Genomic DNA, 16,751 nt, shown 5'->3' with positions numbered 1-16,751 from the left:
CCGGGTCTCACTCACCGGAAATATTCCCTACCGACCGCTCGCGGCGGCCGCCGACTGCTGCTTCGCCTTCTCGACGATGTCCATCACCGCGAGGTAGCCGAAGGTCAGCGCGGGACCGATGGTCGCGCCGGGGCCGGCGTAGGTGTGACCCATGACCGGAGTCGAGGAGTTGCCGGAGGCGTACAGGCCCTCGATCACGCTGCCGTCCTCGCGCAGCACCCGCGCGGCGGTATCGGTGACCAGGCCGCCCTTGGTGCCGAGGTCGCCGGGAACGATCTTGGCCGCGTAGAACGGTCCCTGCACCAGTGCCGCCAGGCACGGGTTCGGCTTGACCGTCGGATCGCCGTAGTAGCGGTCGTAGTGGCTCTTGCCGCGGCCGTAGTCCTCGTCGACACCCTTCTCGGCGAAGGCGTTGAAGCGGGTCACCGTATTGGCCAGGTTCTCGGCCGGCACGCCCAGCTTCTCGGCGAGTTCGGCGATCGAGTCGGCCTTGACGATGTTGTCGTTTTCCATCCAGCGGGACGGAAAGCGCTGGCCGGGCTGTAGCCCGGCGAAGATGTAGCGGTTGCGGTAGCGCTGGTCGAACACCAGCCAGGCGGGGATGTTCTCGCCCGGACCGTCACCCTGACCCCACTTGCCGCCGTACATGGTGTGCACGGCCTCGACGTAAGGAGCGGACTCATTTCCGAATCGCTTCCCGTCGGCGTTGACCATGATCGCGCCCGGCAGATTGCGCTCGGCGAGGGCGAACCACGGCTTGCCGCCCTTGAAGATGGTCGGCCCCCACCAGGAATCCTCCATGAAGCCGATATCGGCGCCGACCTCCATCCCCGCGAGGATGCCGTCACCGGTATTGGCCGCGGCACCCGTGGTCCACTCGGTGGTGATGGGCTGGCGCTGGTATTTGGTGCGCATCTCGGCGTTGTGCTCGAAACCGCCGGTGCCCAGTACCACGCCGTAGCGGGCCTTGAACACGGTCGGCTCACCGTCGACCGTGGCCTCCACGCCCACGACCCGGCCGTCCTCGGTGATCAGCTTGGTCAGGGGGGTGTTGAGCAGCACCGGGACGTTCGCGTCCTGCAGGCCCTTGCGCATCGCCGCGATAATGGCCTGGCCCATGCCCACGATCTGCTTGCCGGTGAACTTCGCCAGGTAGGTGCGGGCGCCGACCCGCATCGCGCGCATCATGCCCTTCGGATGGCGCTTGATCAGGTTCAGGCGGACGAAGTCGGTCTGCATGACGACGACGTTGAGCGGAGCCTTGGCGTAGGGCGGTTCCAGATTGGCCGCCTCGGCGCCGAGCACCTTCAGGTTGAACGGCTTCGGCTCGCAGGACCGCCCCGAACCCAGACCGCCGGGGGCCTCCGGGTGGTAGTCGGAGTAGCCCGGCACCCAGGTCATCCTCAGCGGGGAGTGATCGAGGACGAAGTCGAAGGCCTCCGCACCGCGGTCGATGTAGGTGTCGATCTTCTCCTTCGGCACCACGTCACCGATGATGCTGTGCAGGTAGCGGCGTGCCTCCTCCCGGTCATCGGGCCGGCCGGACGCCTTGAGCGCCTTGTTGCCCGGGATCCACACGCCGCCACCACTACGTGCGGTCGAGCCGCCGTAGTGCGCGGCCTTCTCGATGAGCACCGCACGCAGGCCGTGGTGCGCGGCGGCGAGGGCGGCGGTCATTCCGGCGGCGCCGCTGCCGACCACCACCACGTCGTATTCCCGATCAGTCATGTAGAACACGTTATAGAATCGGGTCAGGTTCGGTCTATATTGGTCTGGCAGATGGGACTGCTGACACGAGAAAATGCAGGAAAACTCGTTTCAGTTTGTGTTCCGGTAACCGGCTGGTCCCCGAACCGAGCGCCCCGATGGAAGGAACAAGCGTGCTGTCCGACGCGGTACGGAACGAACTGGCCGCGGAGCTCGCGGTCGCCGAACGAGACCGGGTGCCGATCGATCCGCTGGTCCCGCGGTATCCCGCGATCGATGTCGTCGACGCCTACGAGGTTCAGCTCGTCAACATCCGGCGGCGGCTGGCCGACGGCGCGAAGGTGGTCGGGCACAAGGTCGGGCTGTCGTCGAAGGCCATGCAGGAGATGATGGGCGTCGACGAGCCCGACTACGGGCATCTGCTGGCCGATATGCAGGTGTTCTCCGACGTTCCCGTCGACACCTCGAAGTACCTGTTCCCGCGGGTCGAGGTCGAGGTCGGCTTCGTCCTGGGCGCGGACCTGCCGGGTGAGGAGTGCACCGAGGCCGATGTGCTCGCCGCGACGGTGGCCTACGCCCCGGCCATCGAGCTCATCGACACCCGCATCAAGAACTGGAACATCACGCTGTGCGACACCATCGCCGACAACGCGTCCTCCGCCGGCTGGGTGCTGGGGTCCGAGCGGGTCGCGCCGGATCGCTTGGACATCAAGGCGATCGACGCCACGCTGACCCGCAACGGCGAGGTGGTCGCCGAGGGCCGCAGCGATGCGGTGCTCGACGATCCGACCACCGCGGTGGCCTGGCTGGCTCGCAAGGTCGCCTCGTTCGGGGTGCGGTTGAAGGCCGGTGACATCGTGCTGCCGGGCTCCTGCACCCGCGCGATCGACGCCCGTCCGGGTGACGACTTCCATGCCGAGTTCGCTGGACTCGGTTCCGTCCGTGTGAAATTCAGCTGAGGGAGATCTAGTGCCTAATAACGGGAAGGTGACAGCCGCGATCGTCGGCTCGGGGAATATCAGCACCGATCTGCTGTACAAGCTGCTGCGTTCGGAGCGGATCGAGCCGCGCTGGATGATCGGCATCGATCCGGACAGCGAGGGCCTCAAACGCGCTCGCGGCCTGGGCCTGGAGACCTCGCACGAGGGCGCTGACTGGCTGCTCGCGCTGCCGGAGAAGCCGGACATGCTGTTCGAGGCGACCTCGGCGTACGTCCATCGCGAATACGCGCCGAAGTACGAGGCGGCCGGCATCCGCGCGGTGGACCTCACCCCGGCCGCGGTCGGTCCGGCCGTTGTGCCGCCGGTCAACCTGGGTGCGAATATCGACACCCCGAACGTCAACATGATCACCTGCGGCGGGCAGGCGACGATTCCGATCGTCGCGGCCGTCTCCCGGGTGGTCGAGGTGCCCTACGCCGAGATCGTCGCCTCGGTGTCGTCGGTCTCCGCCGGACCCGGCACCCGCGCCAATATCGACGAGTTCACCAAGACCACCAGTCGTGGCGTGGAGACCATCGGCGGTGCCCAGCGCGGTAAGGCGATCATCATTCTCAACCCGGCCGAGCCGCCGATGATCATGCGCGACACCATCTTCTGCGCGATCCCCGAGGATGCCGACACCGCCGCGATCACCGATTCGATCCACCGGATGGTCGCCGACATCCAGGAATATGTGCCCGGCTACCGCCTGCTCAACGAGCCGCAGTTCGACGAGCCGAGCGTGATTTCCGGTGGGATGGCGAAGGTTTCGGTGTTCGTGGAGGTCGAGGGCGCGGGTGACTTCCTGCCGCCCTACGCCGGCAACCTCGACATCATGACCGCCGCCGCCACCCGCGTCGGCGAGGTCATGGCCGAACAGATCCTCACGGCTCGGGTCTAGGAGGGACCAGATCATGAACTACGTATTGCAGCCGTTCTCCCAGGAACTCGACGTCCGGGTCACCGATACCTCTCTGCGTGACGGCTCCCATCACAAGCGCCACCAGTTCACCGCCACCGAGGTCCGCGATATCGTCGCGGCCGTCGACGCGGCCGGCGTGCCGGTGATCGAAGTGACTCACGGCGACGGCCTGGGCGGCTCATCGTTCAACTACGGTTTCTCCAAAACCCCTGAGCAGGAACTGATCACGATCGCGGCGCAGACCGCGAAGCAAGCCAAGATCGCGGTCCTCATGCTGCCGGGTGTCGGCGTCAAGGAGGACATCAAGATCTCGCAGGACAACGGCGCGTCCATCGTCCGCATCGCCACCCACTGCACCGAGGCCGACGTCTCGATCCAGCACTTCGGCTACGCCCGCGACCTCGGCATGGAAACTGTCGGCTTCCTGATGATGTCGCATTCGCAGCCGCCGGAGGTGCTGGCCAAGCAGGCGCGCATCATGGCCGACGCCGGATGCCAGTGCGTGTACGTCGTGGACTCCGCCGGTGCGCTGGTGCTCGATCAGGTGTCCGAGCGCATCGCCGCGGTCGTCGCCGAACTCGGTGACGACGCCCAGGTCGGTTTCCACGGCCACGAGAACCTCGATCTGGCCGTCGCCAACTCGATCTACGCGGTCAAGGCCGGCGCCAAGCAGATCGACGGCAGCGCGCGGCGCTTCGGCGCGGGTGCGGGTAACACTCCGGTCGAGGCGTTCATCGGCGTCGCCGACAAGATCGGGATCAAGACCGGTATCGATTTCTTCGCGATCGCCGACGCCGCCGAGGATGTCGTGCGCCCGGTCATGCCGCAGGAATGCCTGCTCGACCGCCAAGCTCTCATGATGGGCTACGCCGGGGTCTACTCCAGCTTCCTCAAGCACGCCGAACGGCAGGCCGAGCGGTATGGGGTGTCGGCGGCGGAGATGCTGGTACGCGCGGGCAAGCGCAAACTCGTCGGCGGACAGGAAGATCAGCTGATCGACATCGCGCTGGAACTGCAGCGGGAACAGGCGGGCGTGACCGCCTGAGTCGATGAAAACGAAAGGCCGCGAACATGTTCGCGGCCTTTCGTCGTGCTCGACCCGGATCTGGTGGTGCGGGTCCGGCCGCGAGTCGCCTGAGTCTTCGCTGTGGGGTTCTCGAGTAACGCTCGGCCGGGCGGCCGGGATGTTCTGATATCGGTGCGCTTCGCAGGGGTGCACGGCGCTTCGCGATCGATATTTCGTCTCTTGTGATGACACTTTGGGAGCAGGCTGTGAAGATTCGGACATTTATCGGGGCGGCCGCGGCGGCGGTGGCGGTGGCGGGTGTGGGAACCGGTGTGGCCTCGGCCGACCCGTTCGTCGCCGCGAACGGGCCCACGGTGCAGAACCCGGCGGACTATCTGGTCGGCGACACGGTGTATTTCAGTGCCGGATACGCGAATTGCTCGATGCGTCCCAACGGTGACGTGGGCTGCGATATCAGCCCCGGAATCGCGAATCTGTGGGGAATTCCGATCACGAATCTCGCGATCGATCTGCCGTTCCTTCCCGCGCACCCGACCTTCGGCCTCACCGGTGCGCTCGGACGTCCCGGCAGTCGCTCGATCGGGTCGGGCCCCGCGGCCGACGGTTACGACTACGGCGGCACCATCAGCTACGGCGGCGCCACCTGCAGCGGTGGGGGGCGGGGTGCGGTCAGCTGCACCTCCAAAGGCCACAGCTTCAACTTCGGCTGGTCGGGAACCAACCTGACCTGACCTGTGTTTTTGGCCTCCGCTTCGCTCCGGCGGGGTTGACGGCCCCTTGGTCTCGCCGTTCGGCACCCGCTGCTTGCTCCTTCGTCGCCTACGCAGCGGGCACCGAACGGCGAGACGGCCGCGAAACCACCCACTTGATCTACCTCGGAAACGCTTGTGGCGTGCCGTGCCCGCCTCGAGCGCGTGAGGTCGCCTCTGTGGATCCATCTGGGTGTGCCGTGCCGCATGCGGCAGGTGAGCTCGTGCGGCAGTGGTCGCGGTGGTGAGAAGTGGCGTGGTCGTGAACGGGGCGGTTGATACACTCGTGTATCCAGTTGTCGAGGGAGAGGATCCGGGTGTGGCATCCCTCGACGCCGGGGAACCTCGAATGACCAAGCGGCGGGCCGAGACTCGGCAGCGGTTGCTGGACGCGGCATTCGACGCGTTCGCGGAGGAGGGGTTCGGGCGGTGCACGGTCGAGCAGATCTGTGAGCGAGCCGGATTCACTCGGGGAGCGTTCTACTCCAATTTCACCTCTCTCGAGGAGTTGTTCCTCGACATGTGGGAGGTGCGCTCGGGGCAGATGCTGCGCGAGGTGACCGGTGTCCTGGAGTCCGAGGCCGGTGTCGCGGAGGGAGATCTGCGGGCCGGGGTGGAGCAGGTGCTGCGCGCGGTTCCCCTGGACGACAAATGGTTTCGTATCACCGCCGAATTCACCGCGCACGCCCTGCGCAATCCGCCGCTGCGCCGGGTGATGGTCGCCCGCGAGAACGCCATCGTCGCCGCACTCCTGCCCGTTCTCGAGAATCTTCTGGCCCGCGTGGGGCGCACCGTCACCGATCGCGAGGGGCTGGGGAGTGCGGTGGTCGCCGTGCACGACGGCACCGCCACCCAATGCCTGCTCGAACCCGGCAGCACCACCGCATGGGAGCAGCGGGTGACGCTGTTCACCCAGGTCGCGATGGTATACAGCGTGGCGGCCGACGCATGATTCGCTCCTGCCGCTCGGGAGCCGACCACGATCAGCTCACCGGCATCGGGAACGGTTCCGGTGAGCTGATCACGGTCGGATCGGATCGTGTTCATCTGCACCGAGCCGGCGGTCCCGGTGCGCGGCCGGTGGTCCTGATACACGGGTTCGGTGGTTCGCTGCACTGGTTCGAGCGGATGGCGCCGCCGCTGGCTGCTGCCGGATATCAGCCGATCCGGATCGACCTGCGCGGGCACGGCCACACCGGAGTCCCGGCGCGGGATCGTTCGGCGACCGCGGGTGAACTCGTCGCGGACCTCGGCGGACCCGCGCAGGGCCGCATGATCGCCGATCTGCTGGCTACTCTCGGGCTGGAAGATGTTCTCGCGGTGGGGCATTCGTTCGGCGCGGACGTGGTGCTCGCGGCGGCCGAGCAGTCGGCGCGGGTGACCGCGGTCGCACTCATCGATCAGGCGCCCGACTACAGCTACGCGACATTTCCCGGTGGCAATGCCGTGCTGGCGGATCCGTTCCTCGGCCCGCTGCTGCACCGGCTGGCGATTCCGGCGTTCGTCCGCATCGGCCTGCGCTACGCCGTGGCGCCGGGATTCGATCTGCGGACCGCGTTCGACGTCGCGGATCAGGCCGTCGCCGACTATCGCGGGATGAATGCCGCAATGGCCCGAGCGGTTGTCACCGAGCGCCGTCGTCGCCTGGCCGCCGACCCCCTGGATGCTCAGCTGCGCCGCCTCGGCCTCCCGGCGCTCGTCGTGCACGGCACCGAGGACCGCTTCTACGATTGGCGACCCACCGCCGAACGCTATCGCGCCGCCGGAGCCCGGGTCGAAATCATCGAAGGCGCGGGGCATTCTCCGAATGTGGAATGCCCCGAGCGCGTTGCCGAACTGCTCGACGCCTTCGGGAGCGCGGACCTCGACGCCGTTTCGCGATCGCGGGCCACAACCGGGGCGCGAAATCGGCGGCGTCGGCCCTGACCGCGCAGCATCTGCTGGAATCGACTGCTCTACAGGAGGCGACGATGTCCGAACGGCCCGCGCTGGCCGAGGCGCTGGATCTGCAACCACACCCCGAGGGCGGCTGGTTCCGCGAAACCTATCGCAGTCCGGTCGAATTCGAACCCGAGGGCTACGAGGGCGCGCGAGCATCCGCGACCGCCATCCATTTCCTGCTGCTGCCGCACGAACAGTCCGCTCCGCATACGGTGCGCTCGGACGAGATCTGGCTGTGGCAGCGCGGCGGGCCGCTGCTACTGAACATCGGCGGCGAGGAGGTGATCCTCGGCCCGGATGTCGAACGGGGACAACTCCTGCAGGCTGTGGTTCCGGCGGGCGTCAGCCAAGCCGCGCGCCCGGCCGGCGATGAATACGCACTCGTCAGCTGTGTGGTCGCACCGGGATTCGATTTCGCGGACTTCCGGCTGGATTGATCGCCCGGGGGGGTGCACAGATCGCGCAAGCTGCCGCGATCCGGTCGGTTCCCGATTTCGGCTGGGAGTGTGCACGAATACTTCGGGCCCGCGCACCGTCCCCCGGTGGGGTGTGGTGCGCGGGCCCGAACAGCGTTCCCGCCTACTCGTCGACGACCAGGATGCCCTCGTCGACCGCGTATTGGATCGACTTCTCCAGGTCCGGGCACGGGTCCGGCCGGCCCGGACCCGCCAGTTTCGCGAAGACGGGGCAGTGCTCGGCCGGACTGACCGTCCACTGCACCGAGCGCTGATGCGACGACGACTTGCGGACCAGGACCTCCACCCCGCAGGCGCGGCAGGCCACCGGTGTCAGGCCGTCTTCGAGATAGCGCTGCTTGTCGACGACGGTCTGGGCACGCACCTGCTCCCGGCGTTCCGGACGGTCCGCGAAGTTCGGTGCTTTAGCCCAGGTGGCCATCAGGCACCCGCCTCCTGCTTGACCGCCGCATCCTTGTCAGCGGCGTCCTTCTGCTCGTCCTGCTCCTTCTTACGCCGCAGATTCTCGGCGACCTCGGCCTCCCAGTGCTCGTTGGCCTTGGTGGTGTCGACCTCGAATTCGAAGCGCTGCACCATCTTCGGGTCGATATCGGCGACATCGACGTAGAACTGGTCGTACCAGCGGCGCAGCTGGTAGACCGGGCCGTCCTCCTCGCAGAGCAGCGGATTGTCGATCTTGGACTTGTGCTTCCAGATCTCCACGTCCTGCAGAAAGCCGTCGCCGAAGAATTCGGTCATGCTCGTGGCCAGTTTGGTGGCGGTGTCGTCGTCGAGGCCCTTGGGGATCTCGACGGACAGGCCGTACTGCAGCACGAACGAATCCTGGGTGACCGGGTAGTGGCAGTTGATCAGCTGGACCTTGATCTCGTACCCGCCGTAGATATTGGTCAGCGGGTTGACCATGTAGGACGGGCCGAAGTAGGACGCCTCCGACTTCAGCAGCGTCTCACCGCCGTATTTGGCGGCCATGCCGATGTCCGGACGGCCCTTGGTCTCCAGGAACTGCGTGGCCACGTGGCCTTCGAAGACGTTCTTGAAGTACGTCGGGAAGGCGAAGTGGATGTAGAAGAAGTGGGCCATATCCACCACGTTGTCGACGATCTCGCGGCAGTTCGCGCCCTCGATCACCATGGTGTTCCAGGTGAACGGAGTCCACCCGGGGTTGCGCTCCTCGACCGGATTGCCGTCGGCATCGGTGTACGGCCCCTCGATGTAGGGGATGGTGACATCGTCCGGCGGCGGATTGCCCTCGTGGTCGTGCCAGACATACAGCTGTCCGTTGCGCTCGAGGGTGGTCCACGCGCGAGTACGGGCCAGTGGCGGCACTCGCCGCGCGTAAGGGATCGAGGTGCAGCGGCCATTGCCGCCCCAGCGCCAGTCGTGGAACGGGCAGGCGATGGAATCGCCCTTGACCTCGCCCATGCTGAGATCGCCGCCGAGGTGCCGGCAGTAGGCATCGAGCACTTTCAGCTCGTTGTCGCTGTTGGCCCACACCACGAGTTTGGTGCCGAACGCCTCCACGGCGTGCGGCTTACCGTCGCGAAATGTCTCGGTCAGGCCCAGGCAATGCCAGCCCCGCGCATACCGCGTAGGCGTCGAGCCGACGTCGATCTCGCGGACCTTCCCGCCCCGCTGCGTGGGATTGGCGGCCTCCCGGGTCCCTCCGTGGTTACGCGAGCTGCCTCCTCCGGGCCCGTCGCTCGGCCGCGGTGCGGTCTCTGCCATCGTCATCCCTCCTCTGGAAGTACTAGAACACGTTACAAAATTGCGAGGCCCAGCGCCAGCTATTCCGTTGACTACCAGGCAAAGGGCTCTGTTGTGGGACAATGAACACCCGTTCTCGACATAAATAAGAACGTGTTCTAGTCTCAAGACAAGTATCGGTTCCGCTGAACGGTTGCGGCTGATACCTCCGTTCAGATTTCGACCAGGCAGGAGCAGCCACCGAGATGACGCAAGAAGTGACCGAACGGGTCGAAGCGCTGTTGCCGAAGCTGCGCGAACAGGCGCAGGAGGCAGAGGATCTGCGCCGCATCCCCGACGAGACCATGAAGGCGCTGCAGGAAACCGGTTTCTTCAAGCTGCTGCAGCCGCGCCAGTGGGGCGGCTACGCGTGCGATCCGGTCGTCTTCTACGACACCGTGCGCAAGATCGCGAGCGCCTGCGGTTCCACCGGCTGGGTGTCGGGCATCATCGGCGTCCACAACTGGCATCTGGCTCTGTTCAGCCAGCAGACCCAGGAAGAGGTCTGGGGCGAGGACCCGCAGGTCCGCATCTCCTCCTCCTACGCCCCGATGGGCGCCGGTGTGGTGACCGAGAGCGGTGACGGCTACATCGTCAACGGCTCGTGGGCCTGGTCCTCGGGCAGCGATCACGCGACCTGGACCTTCGTCGGCGGTCCGGTGATCAAGGACGGCAAGCCGGTCGATTTCGGCAGCTTCCTGGTGCCGCGCACCGACTACCGCATCGACGACGTGTGGAATGTGGTGGGCCTCAAGGGCACCGGCTCCAACACCCTGGTGCTGGAGAACGTCTTCGTGCCGCGGCACCGATTCCTCAGCTACAAGGCCATGAACGATCTGACCGCACCGGGTCTGCGGGAGAACACCGATCCGGTCTACAAGATGCCGTGGGGCACCATCCACCCCACCACCATCTCCACCCCGATCGTCGGCATGGCCTACGGCGCTCTCGAGGCGCATGTGGAGCATCAGGGCAAGCGCCTGCGCGCCGCCTACGCCGGTGAGAAGGCCAAGGACGACCCGTTCGCCAAGGTCCGCATCGCCGAGGCGGCCAGCGATATCGACGCCGCCTGGCGTCAACTGTCGGGCAATGTCGCCGACGAGTACGCGCTGCTGGTCGCGGGCGAGGAGATCCCGTTCGAACTGCGCGTGGCCGCCCGTCGCGATCAGGTTCGCGCCACCGGCCGGGCCATCGCCTCGATCGACAAGATGTTCGAGAGCTCGGGCGCCACCGCGCTCGCGAACGGCACTCCGCTGCAGCGGTTCTGGCGTGACGCCCACGCCGGCCGGGTGCACGCCGCCAACGATCCCGAGCGCGCCTACACCATGTACGGCACGCATGCCTTCGGTATGCCGGTCACCGACGGGATGGTGTGATGACCACGGTTTCGGAGCTCACCTTCGAGTCGACCTCGCGTTTCGCTCAGGTCCGGCCGGATCTGAAGCTGCATTACCACGAGGCCGGCGTCGGTAACGGCCCGACGATCGTGCTGCTGCACGGCGGCGGACCCGGCGCCTCCTCGTGGTCGAACTTCTCGCGCAACATCCCGGTGCTCGCGCAGCAGTTCCACGTGCTGGCCGTCGACCAGCCCGGCTTCGGGCTGTCGGACAAGCCGACCGATCATCCGCAGTACTTCGTGCACAGCGCCTCGGCGCTGAAGGATCTGCTCGACACCCTGGGCATCACCGATCGCGTTCACCTGCTGGGCAATTCGCTCGGCGGCGGGGCGGCGGTGCGGTTCGCGCTGGACTATCCCGACCGTGCCGGCAAGCTCGTGCTGATGGGTCCCGGCGGGCTGAGCACCAATCTGTTCGCACCGGATCCGACCGAGGGCGTCAAGGCGCTGGGCAAGTTCAATGTCGAGCCCACCCGCGACAATCTGGAGAAGTTCCTGCGGATCATGGTCTTCGACCAGTCGCTGGTCACGCCGGAACTACTCGACCAGCGATTCGCCTCGGCCAGTACCCCCGAGGCGCTGGCCGCCACCCGGGCGATGGGTAAGTCGTTCGCCAGTGCCGATTTCGAAAAGGGCATGCTGTGGCGCGACGCCTACAAGCTGCGGCAGCCGGTGCTGCTGATCTGGGGGCGTGAGGACCGGGTGAACCCGCTCGACGGCGCCCTGGTGGCGCTCAAATCGATCCCGCGGGCGCAGCTGCACGTCTTCGGCGGCTGCGGGCATTGGGCGCAGCTGGAGAAGTTCGACGAATTCAACCGGCTGGCAACCGATTTCCTGTTCGGTGTGAAGGAGGCGCGATGACCGACACTCGCGCAGCGGGGCATCGGGCCGACCGGGTGCGGGTGTCCCGCAGGGAGGAAGGGCGACGGTGAGTATTCGCACGCTCGGCTATATGCGCATCGAGGCGACCGATATGGCCGCCTGGCGCGAGTACGGCCTCAAGGTCCTCGGCATGATGGAAGGTGACGGGCCCAACCCCGACGCCCTCTACCTGCGCATGGACGATTTTCCCGCCCGTCTGGTGATCGTGCCCGGTGAACAGGACCGGCTGCAGGTTTCCGGCTGGGAGGTCACCGACGCGCCCGCGCTGCAACAACTCCGGGAAACGCTGACCAAGGCCGACGTGGCTTTCGAGGAGGGCACCAAGGACGAGCTGGCGGACCGGCGTGTCGAGGGCATGATCCGTTTCCGGGATCCGGCCGGTAATACCCTCGAGGCGTTCTACGGTGCGCAGTACCTGGCCCGGCGCTTCGTGAGCCCGTACGGGCACACGTTCGTCACGGCCGAACAGGGCCTCGGCCATGTGGTGCTGACCTGCGATGACGATGCCGCCGCACAGGCGTTCTACCAGGATGTCCTGGGCTTCCGGCTACGTGACTCGATGCGGCTGCCACCGCAGATCGTGGGTCGCCCGGCCGACGGCGATCCGGCCTGGCTGCGGTTCTACGGCTGTAACCCGCGCCATCACGCGCTGGCGTTCCTGCCGCTGCCGAATCCGACCGGCATCGTGCACCTGATGGTCGAGGTGGAGAACTCCGACGATGTCGGTCTCTGCCTGGATCGCGCCAACCGCAAGAAGGTGAAGATGTCGGCCACGCTCGGCCGGCACATCAACGACAAGATGCTGTCGTTCTATATGAAGACGCCCGGCGGCTTCGATATCGAATTCGGCTGTGAGGGTTTGGAAGTCGACGATCATTCCTGGATCGCGCGGGAGTCGACCGCGGTGAGCCTGTGGGGTCACGACTTCTCGGTGGGATTCAAGTAGTAGCGAGCGCTGCGGTGTCGAATGCGGAGAGGGCGACAACCATGACCACGACCGGCGAATATCCCGAGATCGACGGCCGGCAGTTCCGGAATGTGCTGGGGCAGTTCTGCACCGGCATCACGGTGATCACCACCTTCGGCCCGGCCGACGGCGACACTGCGGTCGCGCCGATCGGTTTCGCCTGTCAGTCGTTCGCCGCCCTGTCCCTCGATCCGCCACTGGTGCTGTTCTGCCCCACCAAGGGGTCGCGCTCCTGGGCCGCGATCGAGCAGTCCGGGCGGTTCGCGGTGAACGTCCTCGCCGAGGAACAGCAGCCGGTATGCGCCCGCTTCGGTTCCCGCGAACCCGATAAGTTCGCCGGAGTCGACTGGCGCACTTCAGAGCTGGGACTTCCGGTCCTGGGCGACGCGCTGGCCACGATCCAGTGCACGGTGGACAGCGTCGTCGACGGCGGCGATCACTTCATCGTGATCGGCCGAGTGCTGGCCCTGTCGGAGTCCACCGACTCCGGCAGGCCGCTGTTGTTCTATCGCGGTCAGTACACCGCGATAGAACCGGAGAAGACCACCCCGGCTCCCTGGCGGGCCGACCTCGAACACTTCCTCACCACCACGACCCTGGACACGTGGTTGTAGGTCCGAGCACAGGACGAGGGCGGTCACCTTTCCCGGTGGCCGCCCTTCGTCGTTTCGGATATCAGCGGTTCGGTCCGTGGCGTAGCCCGCGGGCGGGCTTGGGTGTGCCCCCAGGGCAATGCGGGAGGGTGCGGATCAGAGCGGATCACCGTGCCCGGCCCCACCGGGGCGCCGCACCGGTGGCATGACGAGTCCGTGCGGTTGTGCCGCGTGCGGGCCGGCGCGGTTGTGCAGGATGGAGGCGTGGATATTCTGAGTGGGACGGTGGCCGCGTTGCGGACGGGGACTCCGGCGTCGGGGTTGTTCGTCCGGCACGCGCCCTGGGGACGGGAGTATCCGGTGGTGCCCGGGGTCGGTTTCCATATCGTGGTGGAGGGGGCTTGCTGGTTGTCGGCGCCCGGTGTGAATCCCATGAGGTTGGCGACCGGGGATGTGTTGTTCATGCCGCGGGGAACCGCCCATGTGGTCGCCGATGATCCGGATACTCCGGTGAGCGAAGTCGCGAAGGTCGGCGAGCCCCGGGAGATTCCGGGGCCCGGGGCGCGGACCACCTTGCTGTGCGGTGCCTATGAGATGTGCCGGGCGCGCAGTCATCCACTGCTCGATCAGTTGCCCGACTTCCTGCATCTGCCCGCGGATTCCGGGCGGAGTCCCGACTTGCGCGCCGCGGTCGATCTCTTGCTCGGCGAGCTCACCCGCCCTCGCCCCGGCAGTGATGCCGCAGTGCCCGCACTCCTGGACACCCTGCTGCTGTTCATCCTGCGATCCTGGTACGACCGGCAACCCGACAACTCCGGTTGGGCAGGCGCTTTCGCGGATTCCGCGGTCTCGGCCGCGCTCCGCGCCATCCACGACGAACCCGCCCGCGCCTGGACCGTTCCGGCCCTGAGCGCCCTCGCCGGCGTCTCCCGAGCCACCCTGGCCCGCCGCTTCACCACCACGGTCGGCGAAGCGCCCCTGAGCTACCTCACCCGCTGGCGCATGCTCACCGCGGCGCGCCTGCTGCGCGAAACCGACCTCCCGATCGCCGCGATCGCCCACCGGGTGGGCTACGGCTCCGAATTCGCCTTCGCGAAAGCGTTCAAACGCGAATTCGCCGTCGCGCCGGGACGTTATCGCCACGCCGAGGAACCCACCCCCGTACTCGCGGTGTGATTCAGCTGAACGGGCTGGAGTGTTCCTGGCGTACTCCGTCGACGTAGAGTTCGACCTTCTCGTTGTAGAAGCAGACCAGTCCGGCCACCTTCTGGCTTTCCGGGAGCGGGGTGCGGTAGTACCAGACCAGGTCGGGGTATTCGGTGTCGTCGATGACGATGTTGTAGTACTCCGCGGTGCCCTTGTACGGGCAGCCGGTCGTGGTGGCCGATGGTGTGAGCAGGTCCATGCGGACATCGGTGAGGGGGAGATAGTAGCGGGGGATGAGCCCGGTTTCGTAGAGGATGCGAGGCGAATCCGATTCCGCCACAACCACACCGCCGAGTTCCACCCGCACCGTGCGTGAGCTGGCGAGGATATCGACGCGGGTGTACGGATTGCGTGGATGAACGGAGATCGGTTCGTCTTCCTCGAACCATTGGTCGATCAGCGCCCAGTCGAGCCGGATGTGATCGCGCAGCTCCGAAATCGGTGAATCCGGATAGCGCAGCGCCGCCGCGGATCTGGTCGTATGACCGATGACGACGTCGTATTCGGCGCCCTCGCCGCGGCTGGGTGAGTGCCGGGCGGATCCGGTCGCCACCAGTTCCGCGCGCACATCCTCGGCGGGCAGATAGTAGGTGGGGTAGTACGGGCTCTCCCAGACCAGTAGCGGCCGGATCGTATCCGCGACCAGCAGGCCCTCCACATAGGCCCGGATGCGTCGGTGACCGGCTTCGGTCCGCACGCGGCCCCGATTCGTCTCCGTCATCTGCCCCACGGTACGCCCGGCGGGTGACGGTGCGGGTTCACGAAAGCAAGAAGCCGGAATCCGATCCGCGGGGTTCGCGGGCCGGATTCCGGCTTACCACCGTGGCGGTCAGAGAAGGGGTACCGCGACGGGGGCGTCATCCGTGCCGACGGGGTGGGCCGGCGGGGACGACCAGGTCTCTTCAGTCGTCGCCGATGGTGATCGCTTCGGCCTCGGCCGGGCTGTGCTCGGCCGGGTCGTGGTCGTCGACGTGGGCCAGCGCCGAGCGCCCGCCCAGCAGTACCAGCACACCGACCGCGGTGCACGCGGCGCCGACCCAGAACGGCAGGGCCATCTGGTGTTCGCCGAGCTTGCCGGCCAGGTACGGGGCGGCGGCTCCACCGGCGAAGCGGACGAAGCTGTAGGCGGCCGAGGCGGTGGCGCGCTCCACCGGCGCGGAGATCATGACGGCCTCGGTGATCAGGGTGTTGTTCACACCCAGGAACAGGCCCGCCAGGACGGTGCCCACGACAAGGACCGGCTTCTGATCCGCCCAGATCGCCATGACGGCCAGATCCGCGGCGAACAGTCCCAGTGCGGTCGCGATCATCGGCACGGTGCCGAACGTGCGCTGCAGCCGGGGAGCGAAGACCACCGAGGCCAATGCCAGCAGCAGACCCCAGCCGAAGAAGATGAACCCGATCGAATAGGTGCCCATGTTCAGCGGGAACGGGGTGTACGCCAGCAGGGTGAAGAAGCCGTAGTTGTAGAGCAGCGCGGTGATGCTGACCAGCAGCAGACCACGGTGCCGCAGGGCCTTGAACGGCGCGGCGATCGAGGTGTGGTGGGCCGGTTTCGGCATTTCGGGCAGCATGACGATGATCGCGATGAAGGCGATCGCCATCAGCACCGCGACGCCGAAGAACGGTGCGCGCCAGCTGAATCCGCCCAGGAACCCGCCGACCAGCGGGCCGGTGGCGATACCGATACCGAGTGCCGCCTCGTACAGGATGATGGCGCGCGCGACTCCGCCGCTGGCCGCGCCCACGATGGTGGCCAGTGCGGTCGCGATGAACAGCGCGTTGCCCAGACCCCAGCCGGCGCGGAATCCGACGATCTGTCCGACAGTGCCCGAGCAGCCCGCCAGTGCCGCGAAGACGACGATGATCGCCAGGCCCGCGAGCAGCGTCTTCTTGGCGCCGAAGCGACTGGACACGACGCCGGTGATCAGCATCGCGACACCCGTGACCAGCATGTAGCTGGTGAAGAGCAGGGTCACCTGGGACGGTGAGGCGTGTAGTTGTTCGCCGATCGGCTTCAGGATCGGATCCACCAGGCCGATACCCATGAAGGCGATGACCGATGCGAAAGCTACTGCCCAAACCGATGTGGGCTGCTTGGTCTTCGTTGTGGCCGTCGCCTCGGTTTCGGCCGGCGATGTGAGAGTGCTACTCATCGACGC

At 66.7% G+C, this 16,751-nt stretch carries 17 protein-coding genes; 12 read left to right on the top strand and 5 right to left on the bottom strand.

The window, feature by feature from the left end:
- Positions 1-27: 27 nt before the first annotated feature.
- Positions 28-1,737, bottom strand: a complete 1,710-nt coding sequence (gene kstD, locus LKD76_RS29695) for a 3-oxosteroid 1-dehydrogenase (RefSeq protein ID WP_308188601.1) — start codon at positions 1,735-1,737, stop codon at positions 28-30.
- A 143-nt stretch (positions 1,738-1,880) separates the two neighbouring features.
- Here kstD and LKD76_RS29690 point away from each other — a divergent pair, with 143 nt between their 5' ends.
- The 7 genes from LKD76_RS29690 to LKD76_RS29660 all read left to right on the top strand — a co-directional run bounded on the left by LKD76_RS29690 (position 1,881) and on the right by LKD76_RS29660 (position 7,763).
- Entirely contained in the window at positions 1,881-2,666 is a 786-nt protein-coding gene (locus tag LKD76_RS29690) for a 2-keto-4-pentenoate hydratase (RefSeq protein WP_227984679.1), read from the top strand.
- A gap of 10 nt (positions 2,667-2,676) precedes the next feature.
- Positions 2,677-3,588, top strand: a complete 912-nt coding sequence (locus LKD76_RS29685; protein ID WP_227984678.1) for an acetaldehyde dehydrogenase (acetylating) — start codon at positions 2,677-2,679, stop codon at positions 3,586-3,588.
- A 13-nt stretch (positions 3,589-3,601) separates the two neighbouring features.
- The gene (gene dmpG, locus LKD76_RS29680) at positions 3,602-4,654 is read left to right on the top strand and encodes a 4-hydroxy-2-oxovalerate aldolase (RefSeq protein ID WP_227984677.1); all 1,053 of its coding nucleotides are present in this window, start codon (positions 3,602-3,604) and stop codon (positions 4,652-4,654) included.
- Between the two features lie 227 nt (positions 4,655-4,881).
- Complete coding sequence (locus LKD76_RS29675; protein WP_227984676.1) at positions 4,882-5,367, top strand: hypothetical protein; 486 nt, start codon at positions 4,882-4,884, stop codon at positions 5,365-5,367.
- 367 nt (positions 5,368-5,734) lie between these two features.
- A complete protein-coding gene (locus LKD76_RS29670) occupies positions 5,735-6,337 on the top strand; it encodes a TetR/AcrR family transcriptional regulator (protein WP_227985465.1) in 603 nt (200 codons plus the stop codon).
- Entirely contained in the window at positions 6,334-7,311 is a 978-nt protein-coding gene (locus LKD76_RS29665; RefSeq protein WP_227984675.1) for an alpha/beta fold hydrolase, read from the top strand. The genes LKD76_RS29670 and LKD76_RS29665 overlap by 4 nt, the downstream gene beginning before the upstream one ends.
- A 44-nt stretch (positions 7,312-7,355) precedes the next feature.
- On the top strand, positions 7,356-7,763 hold the full coding sequence (locus LKD76_RS29660) for a cupin domain-containing protein (protein WP_227984674.1): 408 nt from the start codon (positions 7,356-7,358) through the stop codon (positions 7,761-7,763).
- Positions 7,764-7,905: 142 nt separating this feature from the next.
- Here the strand turns inward: LKD76_RS29660 and LKD76_RS29655 are convergent, their stop codons facing one another.
- Positions 7,906-8,223 carry a hypothetical protein gene (locus LKD76_RS29655; protein WP_372465949.1) on the bottom strand — a complete coding sequence of 106 codons (318 nt, stop codon included), beginning with the start codon at positions 8,221-8,223 and terminating at the stop codon, positions 7,906-7,908.
- Positions 8,223-9,527, bottom strand: a complete 1,305-nt coding sequence (locus tag LKD76_RS29650; protein WP_227984673.1) for a 3-ketosteroid-9-alpha-monooxygenase, oxygenase component — start codon at positions 9,525-9,527, stop codon at positions 8,223-8,225. Before LKD76_RS29650 ends, LKD76_RS29655 begins: the two co-directional genes overlap by 1 nt.
- Positions 9,528-9,751: 224 nt before the next feature.
- On the opposite strand from LKD76_RS29650, the gene hsaA reads away from it, so the two are divergent.
- The 5 genes from hsaA to LKD76_RS29625 all read left to right on the top strand — a co-directional run bounded on the left by hsaA (position 9,752) and on the right by LKD76_RS29625 (position 14,559).
- Entirely contained in the window at positions 9,752-10,921 is a 1,170-nt protein-coding gene (gene hsaA, locus LKD76_RS29645; RefSeq protein WP_227984672.1) for a 3-hydroxy-9,10-secoandrosta-1,3,5(10)-triene-9,17-dione monooxygenase oxygenase subunit, read from the top strand.
- Positions 10,921-11,802, top strand: coding sequence for a 4,5:9,10-diseco-3-hydroxy-5,9,17-trioxoandrosta-1(10),2-diene-4-oate hydrolase (gene hsaD, locus LKD76_RS29640; RefSeq protein WP_227984671.1), 882 nt, complete (start codon positions 10,921-10,923; stop codon positions 11,800-11,802). The genes hsaA and hsaD overlap by 1 nt, the downstream gene beginning before the upstream one ends.
- 91 nt (positions 11,803-11,893) lie before the next feature.
- Complete coding sequence (gene hsaC, locus LKD76_RS29635) at positions 11,894-12,769, top strand: iron-dependent extradiol dioxygenase HsaC (RefSeq protein ID WP_255662196.1); 876 nt, start codon at positions 11,894-11,896, stop codon at positions 12,767-12,769.
- A gap of 41 nt (positions 12,770-12,810) precedes the next feature.
- Positions 12,811-13,404 carry a 3-hydroxy-9,10-secoandrosta-1,3,5(10)-triene-9,17-dione monooxygenase reductase subunit gene (gene hsaB, locus LKD76_RS29630; protein ID WP_227984669.1) on the top strand — a complete coding sequence of 198 codons (594 nt, stop codon included), beginning with the start codon at positions 12,811-12,813 and terminating at the stop codon, positions 13,402-13,404.
- A gap of 243 nt (positions 13,405-13,647) precedes the next feature.
- Positions 13,648-14,559, top strand: a complete 912-nt coding sequence (locus LKD76_RS29625; protein WP_227984668.1) for an AraC family transcriptional regulator — start codon at positions 13,648-13,650, stop codon at positions 14,557-14,559.
- Position 14,560: 1 nt separating this feature from the next.
- Here LKD76_RS29625 and LKD76_RS29620 read toward each other — a convergent pair whose 3' ends face one another.
- Positions 14,561-15,310 carry a DUF427 domain-containing protein gene (locus LKD76_RS29620; RefSeq protein ID WP_227984667.1) on the bottom strand — a complete coding sequence of 250 codons (750 nt, stop codon included), beginning with the start codon at positions 15,308-15,310 and terminating at the stop codon, positions 14,561-14,563.
- A gap of 181 nt (positions 15,311-15,491) precedes the next feature.
- A complete protein-coding gene (locus LKD76_RS29615; protein WP_227984666.1) occupies positions 15,492-16,745 on the bottom strand; it encodes an MFS transporter in 1,254 nt (417 codons plus the stop codon).
- Positions 16,746-16,751 lie beyond the last annotated feature (6 nt).

The organism is Nocardia spumae (genome assembly GCF_020733635.1).
Lineage (GTDB): Bacteria > Actinomycetota > Actinomycetes > Mycobacteriales > Mycobacteriaceae > Nocardia > Nocardia spumae.
This window is presented reverse-complemented; position numbering and strand designations above follow the sequence as displayed.

Bases quoted from the DNA above. Each gene is read 5' to 3' on its own strand.
- LKD76_RS29665 (WP_227984675.1), top strand. From the start codon at position 6,334: ATGATTCGCTCCTGCCGCTCGGGAGCCGACCACGATCAGCTCACCGGC.
- LKD76_RS29660 (WP_227984674.1), top strand. From the start codon at position 7,356: ATGTCCGAACGGCCCGCGCTGGCCGAGGCGCTGGATCTGCAACCACAC.
- LKD76_RS29650 (WP_227984673.1), bottom strand. From the start codon at position 9,527: ATGGCAGAGACCGCACCGCGGCCGAGCGACGGGCCCGGAGGAGGCAGC.
- hsaB (WP_227984669.1), top strand. From the start codon at position 12,811: ATGACCACGACCGGCGAATATCCCGAGATCGACGGCCGGCAGTTCCGG.
- hsaD (WP_227984671.1), top strand. From the start codon at position 10,921: ATGACCACGGTTTCGGAGCTCACCTTCGAGTCGACCTCGCGTTTCGCT.
- dmpG (WP_227984677.1), top strand. From the start codon at position 3,602: ATGAACTACGTATTGCAGCCGTTCTCCCAGGAACTCGACGTCCGGGTC.
- LKD76_RS29620 (WP_227984667.1), bottom strand. From the start codon at position 15,310: ATGACGGAGACGAATCGGGGCCGCGTGCGGACCGAAGCCGGTCACCGA.
- hsaC (WP_255662196.1), top strand. From the start codon at position 11,894: ATGCGCATCGAGGCGACCGATATGGCCGCCTGGCGCGAGTACGGCCTC.
- LKD76_RS29670 (WP_227985465.1), top strand. From the start codon at position 5,735: ATGACCAAGCGGCGGGCCGAGACTCGGCAGCGGTTGCTGGACGCGGCA.
- hsaA (WP_227984672.1), top strand. From the start codon at position 9,752: ATGACGCAAGAAGTGACCGAACGGGTCGAAGCGCTGTTGCCGAAGCTG.
- LKD76_RS29615 (WP_227984666.1), bottom strand. From the start codon at position 16,745: ATGAGTAGCACTCTCACATCGCCGGCCGAAACCGAGGCGACGGCCACA.
- LKD76_RS29655 (WP_372465949.1), bottom strand. From the start codon at position 8,223: ATGGCCACCTGGGCTAAAGCACCGAACTTCGCGGACCGTCCGGAACGC.